The following is a 12293-nucleotide window of genomic DNA, read 5'->3' on the forward strand; positions in this document are numbered from 1 at the left end:
AAATTTTACTAGGAAAAAAGACCACACATGAATAAACAAGAGTTAGCAGCAAAAATCTGGGAGTCTGCGAACCAGATGCGATCTAAGATCGAAGCGAATGAGTATAAAGATTATATCCTGGGCTTTATCTTCTATAAATATCTTTCCGTTCAGCTCACCAATTTTGCCCTTGAGCAAGGAATGACAGAGGAAGATATTGAGGGGTTAAATGAAGAGGATGAGGCTACAGTAGATTACTTTAAGCAAGAACTTGGCTACTTCATTTCTTACGATGATTTGTTTTCTACTTGGTTGAAACCTGAAACGGAATTTACTGTTGCGAATGTGCGTGATGCCTTATCTGCTTTTGGGCGTTTGATTCACCCCAATCATAAAAAGCTTTTTGATGGAATTTTTAATACTCTGGAGACGGGTTTAAGTAAACTTGGTGAAAGTGCTCAGAAGCAAACGAAAGCGATTAATGACCTTTTACACCTCATTAAGAATATTCCCATGGACGGTCAACAAGGCTATGATGTTCTTGGTTTTATCTATGAATACCTAATCGAAAAATTTGCCGCTAATGCAGGTAAGAAAGCAGGCGAATTTTATACTCCGCATGAAGTCTCTTTACTTATGTCCGAAATTACGGCTCACCACCTCAAAGGAAATGAAACAATCGAGATCTACGACCCTACAAGTGGTTCAGGTTCTCTATTGATAAATATCGGTACTTCGGTAGCTAAATACATCGAGAATAAAGACAGTATTAAATATTATGCCCAGGAATTAAAAGGAAATACTTATAACTTAACCCGTATGAACCTCATTATGCGTGGTATCCTTCCCAATAATATTGAAGTTCGAAATGGTGATACCTTAGAAGAAGATTGGCCTTACTTCGATGACAATGATCCACATGGTTCTTACCGGCACCTTCGTGTCGATGCGGTTGTCTCCAACCCGCCTTATTCACAAAAGTGGGACTCGGTTAATAAAGAAACCGACCCACGTTATGCGCGTTTTGGATTAGCCCCGAAAACGAAGGCAGATTTTGCTTTCCTACTTCACGACCTGTATCACGTCAAGCCAGATGGCATTATGAGTATTGTCTTGCCTCATGGGGTTCTTTTCCGCGTTGGGGAAGAAGGCGAGATCCGTAAACAACTCATTGAAAATAATCACATCGAAACGATTATCGGCTTACCTGCAAATATCTTCTTTGGCACAGGGATCCCGACAATCATTTTAGTTCTAAGACAAAAAAGACAAGGTGATGATGTCTTAATAGTTGATGCTTCTAAGCACTTTATCAAAGAAGGTAAAAGTAATAAGCTTCAAGCCTCAGACATCAAACGAGTTGTTGATACGGTGATTAATCGAGATGATAGAGATAAATTCTCTAGACTTGTTAAAAAATCTGAGATTCGTGAGAATGAATATAACCTGAATATCCCTCGTTATGTAGATTCATCCGAAGATGCTGAAAACTGGGATCTCCACGCTACGATGTTAGGGGGCATTCCCAATAGTGAAATAGATCAATTAAAATCCTATTGGTCAGCTTTCTCTGACTTACGAAAAACCTTATTTAGCCCGAAAAATGAAGCTTATTCCAACTTGGCCGTGGAATCGAGCCTCGTTAGGCAGAGCATCACCGAGCATTCTGATTTGGTGAATTTCAAAAAGTCTTACCAAGAAACTTTTACCGGCTTTGATGAATCACTTGAAAATCAGCTAATTACAAATTGGCAAAGCATAAATCGCGATCGCCATGAAGCGACTTTGGCGGAAGAACTTTTTGATCGCTTGAGTTCAGTTGAATTAGTGGATCGTTATGCGGCTTATCAGATTCTCAATAATTATTGGCAAGTCATATCAAACGATTTGGAAATGATGCAGACCGAAGGCTTTGAAGCGACTAAGCAAGTTGATGCCAATATGGTGACCAAAAAGAAAAGTGGTAAAGATGTCACGGTGCAAGACGGCTGGGCAGGTCATATCTTGCCATTTACTCTTGTGCAGGAGACACTTCTTGCCGATGACTTAGAGGCTTTACGAGCGCAAGAAAATCGCCTCGCAGAAATATCGGGATGTCTTGAAGAGATTTTGGATTCACTCTCCGAAGAAGATAAAGAAGGCGAAAGCATCAAAGAAAGTCAGGATGGTTTTGTAAATACCATAGTGGCTAAAGAAGCTAAGCAGTTCAAAGCGGAGGCTAAAAAGCAAGGAGCTTTCCCCGAAGAAAGTTACGAAGCTAAAATTATCCAAGTCGCCGATTTAATTGCAGAAGAGAAGAAAGTCAAAAAAGCCCTTAAAGAGGCTGAGCTGGCTCTTCACTCAAAAACGAAAGATACTATCGAAAATCTTTCTGATGAAGGCGTCAATGAGCTTCTGAAACTCAAGTGGATCTGTCCCTTAGTCCAAGAAATCGACGAATTATCTGACTCGCTTATTTCTAATTTGGCTAATCAAGTTCAAATCTTGGCCGATAAGTATGCGGTGACTTATGGAGAAGTTGAGAGTAAGATTAGAGAAACAGAGCAGTCTCTCCTTGGCTTGATGAGTGAACTTACTGGGAATGAATTCGACCTTGAAGGAATGACTGAGCTACAAAAACTATTTGAAGGTTCTTGATATGCATAATAATTCTGTAGAACCAGTTTTAAGATTTAAAGGATTAAATGGATGTTGGAAAGAAAGCCCATTGATGGAAGTTGCAGATATAATTGATGGAGATCGAGGTAGTAACTATCCCAGTGGAGATGACTTGAACACAAGTGGACATACCCTTTTTCTAAATGCATCCAATGTTACTAAAAGCGGTTTTATATTTAATACTAATCAATATATAATAAAGAAAAAATCCGATGCGATGGGTAACGGCATGTTATCTCTTGATGATATTATCATAACATCAAGAGGTTCAGTCGGGAATGTTGCTTGGTATAGTGGTGAGATTCATCAAGAAATACCATTTGCACGCATTAATTCGGGAATGTTAATTATTCGTTGTAAAAATATGCTGACCCCTACTTTTATAACCTGTTTATTGATGTCGCCACTTGGCAGGAGACAAATTAGTACCATTACATTCGGTAGCGCTCAGCCTCAACTGACTAAAAAGGATGTCTCAATCTTTACCGTTTCATTTCCTGTGGATAAACAAGAACAAGCCAAAATCGGTAAGTACTTTCAGCAAGTCGATAAGTTGATTAATAATCATCAAGAAAAGCATAAGAAGCTCCAAAATATTAAAAAAGCGATGCTCAAAAAGATGTTCCCACAAGCGGGGCAGTCAGTGCCAGAAATTCGTTTCAAAGGTTTTAGTGGTGATTGGGAATTTCAAACTTTAGACGAAGTTGCTACTAAACACGATAACTCTAGGGTTCCTATAACAGCAAAAGATAGAATAGCTGGTGTGACACCATATTACGGGGCTAATGGTATTCAAGATTATGTTGAAGGCTTCACTCATGAAGGCGAATATGTCTTATTAGCAGAGGACGGTGCTAATGATCTGAAAAATTATCCCATCAATTATGTTACTGGAAAAATATGGGTTAATAATCATGCACATGTTCTTCAGGGGAAAAACTACAAGACCTCCACCCTGTATCTTAAGTATGCCATTTCACAAATAGATATTGAACCGTTTTTAGTTGGAGGCGGACGAGCTAAACTTAATGCATCAGTCATGATGAATTTGGGATTGAGCCTACCGGAGAAAATCCAAGAACAAGAAAAAATTGGTTCTTACTTTAAATCTCTCGACAATTTAATAAGCCAGCACGATCAACAAATTCAAAAACTTCAGAACATTAAACAAGCTTGCTTGAGCAAGATGTTTGTATAGGGGGAATGGTATGAGCACATTTAAAACAGAAGCAGAATTTGAAGAAGCCCTTATCGCAGTACTGAAAGATAAAGGTTGGGAAAATGAAGTTATCAAGAACCCAAGGGAAGAAGATTTACTAAAAAACTGGGCGAATATTCTATTTGAGAATAATCGGGATATTGATCGCCTCAATGATGTGCCACTTACAGGTGGTGAGATGCAGCAGATCATCGAGCAAATTACTGAATTAAAGACTCCTTTGAAACTCAATAACTTTATTAATGGGAAAACAGTTTCCATAAAGCGCGATAATCCAGAGGACAAACTTCACTTAGGCAAAGAAGTGAGCTTAAAGATATATGACCGTCAGGAAATTGCTGCGGGTCAAAGTCGCTACCAAATTGTTCAGCAACCCAAATTCAAACGAGGGTCGAAACTCTTTAATGATCGCCGTGGTGATTTGATGCTGCTGATCAATGGTATGCCAGTGATTCATTTGGAGCTTAAGCGCAGTGGGATCTCAGTTAATCAAGCGAGTAATCAAATCCAGAAGTACTCCGCCGAAGGAATTTTTACAGGTCTCTTTTCCTTAGTACAAGTTTTTGTCGCCATGACTCCTGAAGAGACTAAGTATTTTGCGAATACAGGAAGCGATGGGAAGTTCAATAGCGATTATTTCTTTAATTGGGCGGATTTTAATAATGAGCCCATGAATGATTGGAAAAAAATTGCAGAGACGCTCATTTCTATTCCCATGGCTCACGAGTTAATAGGTTACTATACAGTGGCAGATAATAGTGATGGCATTTTGAAAGTCATGCGCAGTTATCAATACAATGCAGCTAAGGAGATATCATCTGCAGTAGCAAAACATAAGTGGCATGAGAATGGATCACACAGTGATAGTTTAGGCGGTTTTATCTGGCACACCACTGGCTCGGGAAAAACGATGACGAGCTTTAAATCTGCTCAATTGATTGCTCAGTCTAACAATGCGGATAAAGTGGTTTTCTTAATGGATCGCATAGAGTTAGGAACTCAGTCTTTAGAGCAGTACGAAAACTTTGCTGATGATAAGGATGACGTACAAGCGACTGATAATACCGATATGTTGGTCGATAAGCTCAAAAATGCTAAAGATATACTTATTGTTAGCTCAATTCAAAAAATGAGTAATGTCTTTGAAGATGTAGATGACATTAGTAAAGCGACAAATAGTGAAGATATAAGGTTAATTCGCGAAAAAAGAGTCGTTTTTATTATTGATGAAGCTCATCGCTCAACGTTTGGTGATATGCTAAGCGTTATTAAAAAGACATTTTCGGAAGCTCTCTTCTTTGGTTTTACAGGTACGCCCATTGATGAAGAAAATAAGAAAAACAATAGCACGACAAGCGATATCTTTGGTAATGAATTACATCGCTACACCATTGCGGATGGTATCCGAGATAAAAACGTATTGGGTTTTGATCCTTATAAGGTTTCTACTTTTAAAGATAAGGATTTACGCAGAGCGATTGCTTTAGAAAAAGCCAAGGCTGGCTCGGAAGAAGAAGTCTTTGCGGATGAGAAAAAGACAGAAGTTTATAATCACTACATGAATAATGTGCCGATGGCTGGTTATAAAGATGAATTGGGCAAATGGGTTAAAGGCATTGAAGATTATATTCCTAAAGCGCAATATTTGGGAGATGAGCATCCGCAGGCGGTAGTCGATGATATTGTGAGTAACTGGACACAATATAGTCAGGGCAATAAGTTCCATGCCATTTTTGCCACCAGTAGTATTTCTGAAGCTATTCAGTATTACCGTCGTTTTAAAGTGGCTAAGCCAGACTTGAAAATTTCGGCTTTATTTGACCCTAATATTGATAATGACGATACGAACAATGGTGATGTCTTATTTAAGCAGAAGGGCTTAGAGGAAATCATGACTGACTATAATACTTTGTATAATCAAAAATTTGATTTTGCGAGGCATGCTAAGTTTAAAAAAGATTTATCAAACCGCCTAGCACATAAAGAAAGCTATAAGAGATTGGAGAACGATCAGCAGTTGGATTTACTGATAGTGGTTAATCAAATGCTTACTGGATTCGATTCAAAGTGGCTAAATACGCTCTACATAGATAAGCTTTTAGAATATGAGAATATCATCCAGGCTTTCTCGCGTACCAATCGTTTGTTTGGTCCGAATAAGCCATTTGGGACTATTCGTTATTATCGTTACCCACATACAATGGAACGCAATATTGATGATGCGGTGAAAGCCTACTCGGGCGACAAGAAGATTGGCCTTTTTGTTGATCCTCTTGAAAAGAATCTCGAAAAGATGAATGCGCTTTATTCAGAAATTGAGGAGCTCTTTGAGAATGCCGAGATAAAGGAGTTTGAAAAGCTTCCTTCGGACTCGTCTGTTTGTGCTCAATTCGCTAAATTGTTTAAGGATTTTAATGATCATTTAGATGCCGCTAATATTCAGGGCTTTGATTGGGATAAGACGGTTTATACTTTTGAAAAATCTACGATTGAACTCGCGTTTGATGAGCCCATCTACCATGCTCTTGTTCAACGTTATAAAGAACTTTTTGAGAGTGGAACAGGTGAAGGTGCTGGATCAGGTGCTCCTGCAATTCCCTATGATGTCTATTCGCACATTACGGAAATTGATACGGGTAAAATTGATACGGACTATATGAATAGTCGTTTTGAAAAGTACTTAAGAGTCTTAAAGCAAGAAGCCTCTTCCCCTGAGGAAGTCGAGCAGACACAAAATGAACTTCATAAGTCATTTGCATCTCTTTCTCAGGAAGAGCAGAAATATGCCAATATACTGCTTCATGAAATCCAGAAAGGGGCACTGCAAATTCAACCTGGAAGAAATTTTAGAGATTACATAACAGAGTATCAAACTCAGGTCGAAGCAGAGCAGATCAAAGCTATCGTTAAGGCTTTTAACTTAGATGAAGCAAAGCTAGTCGAACTTATGACGATTGGAGTGAATGAGAAGACTATTAACGAATACGGTCGCTTAGATGATTTAAAAAACTCTGTTGATAAAGCTTTAGCGAAATCATATTTCGAAGCTAGAGACGGAAACTCCTTATCAATTATCAAGATGAATATTGAAGTCGATAAGTTGTTGCGCCGCTTCATTCTGGATGGTGGTTTTGAACTTAAGGCTCCTTGAAATTAAGTGGGTACCCTAAGGTTTTAGGCTACATTAAAAAACGTTGACCAGAAAGACTTTTAGAAAAAGTGATTTGTGCTTATGCTATGGCTTCAAAATCCCCCGGCTTCGGTCGTGTGGGTTCAAGTCCCACCTTCGGTACTACGCTAAGCCTCAGTAACTTACACAAGTTACTGAGGCTTTTTCTTTGCCGAAATAATTCATTTTGTAGCACTTATGTAGCACTTTGCTTTTTTTTGTAGTAAACTTATGATCAGAGTAGAACTGATATGAATGGAGCTGAAGTAAATAATTATGGCACGCGCAAAAGGTCAAGGAAACATATTTAAACGAGGTGATACCTACTACCTTCGTTTCTCAGTAAACGGCAAGAAAAAGACAGTCTCACGTAAAACAAAAAATAAACTTGAAGCTGATAAAAAAGCCAAAGATCTCTTAGCTCCCTCAAAAGCTAACAGTGAATTAGAAGCCGCAGAGTTTATTGCTAAAGCTAAAGGCTTGGTTTCCGACAAGCGGATTCCTATAAAAGATGGTTGGTCGATTTACAACAAATCAAAAAAACGTCTCGATAGCGGTGACTTAACTTTGGTACGCTATTCACAATATTGGTCCAAATTAGTAAAATTCTTAGAGAAACATTATTCTAACCTGGAATATGTCGATGAAATCAACGCTGCCATGGCAGATGAATTCTTAGAAAATTTAACCGTGGCTTCTGGCACCTATAACAAATATAATAACTTCTTGAAACGTTACTTTATGACTGTGGGCAAAGAATGTGGTGTTCACATTAACCCTTTCGATGGCTTCGCTACTAAGCGCCAACAAAAAAAATCATGGCGTGAACTAAATAGTGAAGAAATTGATTTATTAAAAAATCTCCCGAAGTCTGATGACTGGGCTCTATGCAATATAGGAATTTACACTGGCATGCGCCTTAAAGATGCAGCCTTATTAAAGTGGGCTGATATCGACCTAGATCGAGATATACTCACTTTTATGCCGTCCAAAACTGCTAAACAAGAAAAAGTCATTCAGCTCCCTATTCTCAGCGAGCTCAAAAAAATCTTTTTATGGATCAAGCAAAAAGGTAAACCAAGTGTATATCTTTTACCTCAAATGGCTGCACTCTACTCACGTGACCAATATAGTCTCAGCCGCTATATCCAGGACCTCTTCACTGATCTAAAAATAACAGATGGAAAAGTTGGCTTCCATTCTTTTCGCCATACCTTTGTTAGTGAATGCGCTAAGAATGGTGTACCCCAATCCATCGTCCAAGCCATCGTCGGGCATGGTTCTCCTGCCATGACCCGCCACTACACCCACATCGACGTCGAATCTACTCGTAAATGGCTTGAACCAACTAGCACTAAAAAACAGCACCTGAATACCGATCATTTGCTGTCTCTGTTAGAATCAATGGATGATTCTAATTGGCGTCAAAACCGTAAAAGCCTTATATCAATTCTAAGATCTGATACATGACGTTTTCTATGTGAAACTTTGCATTGAGTTCTCCTCTATTCATCTCAGTTCATAACAATGCACTCCGAAGCCGTAGGTCAATTATTTACTTTCACTCACTTGACTTATAATAAAGTATTTACGCCTCAAAAACACTAGGCTACAGCCCCCTCGTGAAAATTGTGTTTTTCTGTGCCTCTTAGAGGTATAATCCGGGGCAATATCAATGTGAAACAAAAGCATAAAAACCGCCCTTATCATAAGGCTTGAGTCTTACCCAAAAGGCTACTTAAAAACTTAATCAGGCATTTCGAAATCTATGTCAAAGAGCTTGGATAATTGCTTATCTTTAAGTTTGAGCTGACGTTCTTTATTCGCTTTTTTGGCGCGGCTTATGAGGTCGTCCTTGTGGCTTTCGACAACAGCACTCACTAGTTCGCTTGAATCAATACCACGCAGGGTGAAGATGAGTTCAGGCTTATGATCAAAACGAGCACCGATACCATAAAGTGTCGCGGCAAGGTGTTTGCACAAACTGGCGTAGTCGGGGCAATCACAAGATTTTTTAATTTCGCTAGATGCGGGAAAAAGGCCATCACTCTTGGCGGCGAAGAGCTCCTGCATTTCCTTGGGGAATTTTCCGGACAGTAATTCACCTATAGAAGCGATGCTACCGGAGCTTTGTTTTTTAATGATTTGCCAGGTTTTTTCTGAGAGTGGACTTATATCGACGCGGCATTTATAGATACTGGAACCCGATCCCATGATCTGAGCTGTGATATAACCGGCGTGAATTTGCAGATCGAGAATCGAGCCGTTGCGGACATAACTGCGTCCACGTTCGAGGCGGTTACTAAGATCGGAGTATTTCTCTAAGTTAGCATTCCAAGCTTTGCCCCACCAGGTTCTAGCAAGTAGGCGTCCCTCGATGAGGATGGGTTCGATATCTGGATTTTTCTTTTTGAGGGCGGCAATCTTCTTTTTTGATTTAGCGAGTTTTTGAGCCTTACTTTCGTATTCACCAAAACCACCGTAGTTACCGTAGCGACTCATGACGGCTCTCCGCTGAGGCTAAAGAGTTCAATGAGCTCATCGTTCTCCATTTCGGTAATGAAGGCGGCTTCACCACTAGAGCTGAGGACTTCGTCGGAGATTTTTTGCTTATCTTCGAGCATGGTGGAGATTTTTTCTTCGATTGTACCCTTACAAACAAACTTATGAACCATGACGTTCTTTTTCTGGCCGATACGGAAGGCACGGTCGGTCGCCTGATTCTCTACCGCAGGGTTCCACCAACGGTCGAAGTGAACGACATGATTTGCAGCGGTTAAGTTCAAACCCGTCCCCCCTGCTTTGATGGATAAGATGAAGAAAGGCACGTATTCATCGCTCTGAAAACGAGCTACCATTTCTTTACGTTTTTTGACTGAAATCGAGCCGTGTAAAACGAGTCCTGAATGGCCAAAATAGCTCTCCATGAATTTGGCTAATTCCTCGGTAATTTCTTTAAACTGCGTGAAGACAAGAACTTTCTCACGTTTTTCTTTGATGGTTTCACAAATTTCCATGAGGCGTTGGAACTTACCACTCTCGGTGGTCTTGTAGGGGCCTCCGCCAAGAAATTGATCGGGGTGATTACAAATCTGCTTGAACTTCATGAGTGAGGATAAAACGAGACCCTTACGCTGAATGCCCTCGCTATCTGCGATTGCTTCGCGTAGCTTATCAACTTCGGATTTATAGTGTACCAGTTGCTCTTTACTCAATTCGGCAAAGCTATTGATTTCCACTTTGTCAGGCAAGTCCACTATAATAGATTTATCAGTTTTTAAACGGCGTAGGATATAGGGACTAATGACCTGACGTATGCGAGATAGGTCTTTTGATTTTGCTAAGCGGGTGAACTCTTTTTTATTGCCCAGTAAACCGGGGTTGAGGAAGTCGAATAAAGACCAGAGATCACCCAGGGAGTTTTCTATAGGCGTACCAGTGAGTGCCAAGCGATTTTTACTTTGAAGAGCCTTAACCGCCTTAGTTTGTGCTGTGCCGGCATTTTTAATAGCTTGGGCTTCATCCAAGATAACGTAATGCCAGAGCTGTTCCTTGAGTCGCTTATCACGTTTCACTAAACCATAAGTTGTGATAATGAGATTGAAATCCTCAATATTTTCATCTTTGCCTAAGAGGAAGTCACCTCCGCCGGGGTGAGCAATAGCAAATTTAATCTTGGGGGCAAATTTCAATAATTCACCCGCCCAGTTGTGAATCAACGAAGCGGGCACGACTAAAAGTGAAGTACTGCTAGTTTTTTTACGACGAAGACCATTGAGCAAGGCGATGACTTGAACCGTTTTTCCGAGTCCCATATCATCGGCTAAGCAAGCACCGAACTGTAGCGAATCGAGCACAGTTAGCCAATTTAGGCCGAGTTGCTGATAAGGTCGCAGGGTGGCTTGAAAGTCCTTGTGAACCTTAGCTTCTTTGAGAAGCTCTGGAGAACGCATTTTCTCTAATACTTCATTGAGCCAGGTTCCACAGGAGACCTCGACTTCTTCGTCCGCAACTGTGGCGCCAAGTAAATTATCGCCATTGGAAAGAACTAAGCGAAGCGCATCGCCCAAGCGAAGATCGCCATCCATGAGTTCGTTTGCATCCTGCCAATTTTGCAGGGCTTTACTGAGCTTATCGTGATCTACGGTTACCCATTTACCTTTGATGAAAGATAAACCTTGTGAGCTCTTTAAGATCTCCTGCGCTTCTTCAAGTGTGAGTTCCAGACCATCGAGATGAATCGAGGCATGGAAGTCGATGAGTGATTCAATTCCAACAAGCGATTTTTTCTTCTCGCCAAAGCTGACATTTAAGGAGGCTCCCTTCTGACCGCTGCGCCACCAATTGGGCACGCGGCATTGAATACCCTGAGCTTCGTAGAGTGGGATCTCGCTTAGGAAGGTAAAGCAATCTTCTGGACTGAGTCCCAATGGATAAAAGAGTTCGCCAGACTCGAGAACTGTCTTTAGATAAGGACTTTCTTCAGCTGCGTTTTGAACCGTGCTCAAAAGCTCGATAAGTTTCTCCTGATCTTTCTCATATTCAGTTAAAGCGTAACTCAAAGGCCGGTGGCGCACCGTGCCCTGATCATTGAGACCCGCAGAATAAGTCGCCATGAAGGCAAAGGGGCTAGCGCCTTTTTTATTCTCCACGAGGTGAAAATAGATTTTGCCAATGAGATGAATATCGGGGTTGAATTGCTGAAAGAACTCGGAACAGCTGCCTTTGAATTTTTTGATCTTGTCGGAGAAATAATTGTTGAGGGCTTGCCAGTGAAATTCTAAGCAGTCGGAATTCAGATATTCGGAACCACTAAAAAAAGGCGCGCTATCAATGAGCTTGCTGAGTTGCGTCTGATCAGGCGCGATGACTTGTTTGTCACGGAACTCTTCGAGGGAAGGAGTCATACGTAGAGTCTCGACAAAATAAAGTGCAAAGCGTCGCCAAAAATGAAGATTACTAGATAGCTGACTAAACTCGTCCACAAAAGCTAAATGGAATAAGGCTTCTTGAGGTGATAAATCGAAATGAGTGTTTGTTTTTTGCTGAAGTTCTTCCTGAGCTTTACCAAGGCGTTTGCTTGGCTTGCGCCAATCAGTCTGCAAGTGCTGATTAGCTAATAAAATAAAATCGAGTTCCATAGAGCATCCTATAATTAATGAAATCAATATGACGCATAGATCGAAAAGATAAAGAATGGAGACTTATTTTTCCTGTCTCCAAAAGAGGTGATTTACTTGAATTCCCTGGCTGAATGCTCCAAGGGAT

The 12293-nt window shown here is 40.4% G+C and carries 6 protein-coding genes; 4 read left to right on the forward strand and 2 right to left on the reverse strand.

Annotated features, from left to right (window positions below; translation table 11 throughout):
- The first annotated feature begins 27 nt into the window (after positions 1-27).
- The 4 genes from LNTAR_RS05870 to LNTAR_RS05885 all read left to right on the forward strand — a co-directional run bounded on the left by LNTAR_RS05870 (position 28) and on the right by LNTAR_RS05885 (position 8495).
- On the forward strand, positions 28-2616 hold the full coding sequence (locus LNTAR_RS05870; protein ID WP_007277734.1) for a type I restriction-modification system subunit M: 2589 nt from the start codon (positions 28-30) through the stop codon (positions 2614-2616).
- Position 2617: 1 nt separating this feature from the next.
- The gene (locus tag LNTAR_RS05875; protein WP_007277735.1) at positions 2618-3835 is read left to right on the forward strand and encodes a restriction endonuclease subunit S; all 1218 of its coding nucleotides are present in this window, start codon (positions 2618-2620) and stop codon (positions 3833-3835) included.
- Positions 3836-3845: 10 nt separating this feature from the next.
- Positions 3846-7007 carry a type I restriction endonuclease subunit R gene (locus LNTAR_RS05880; protein ID WP_007277736.1) on the forward strand — a complete coding sequence of 1054 codons (3162 nt, stop codon included), beginning with the start codon at positions 3846-3848 and terminating at the stop codon, positions 7005-7007.
- A 294-nt stretch (positions 7008-7301) separates the two neighbouring features.
- On the forward strand, positions 7302-8495 hold the full coding sequence (locus tag LNTAR_RS05885; protein WP_007277737.1) for a tyrosine-type recombinase/integrase: 1194 nt from the start codon (positions 7302-7304) through the stop codon (positions 8493-8495).
- Positions 8496-8771: 276 nt separating this feature from the next.
- Here the strand turns inward: LNTAR_RS05885 and LNTAR_RS05890 are convergent, their stop codons facing one another.
- Positions 8772-9527, reverse strand: coding sequence for an SWIM zinc finger family protein (locus LNTAR_RS05890; protein ID WP_007277738.1), 756 nt, complete (start codon positions 9525-9527; stop codon positions 8772-8774).
- Entirely contained in the window at positions 9524-12166 is a 2643-nt protein-coding gene (locus tag LNTAR_RS05895) for a DEAD/DEAH box helicase (protein WP_007277739.1), read from the reverse strand. Before LNTAR_RS05895 ends, LNTAR_RS05890 begins: the two co-directional genes overlap by 4 nt.
- Between the last annotated feature and the right edge of the window lie 127 nt (positions 12167-12293).

It is taken from the genome of Lentisphaera araneosa HTCC2155 (assembly GCF_000170755.1).
Taxonomy (GTDB): domain Bacteria; phylum Verrucomicrobiota; class Lentisphaeria; order Lentisphaerales; family Lentisphaeraceae; genus Lentisphaera; species Lentisphaera araneosa.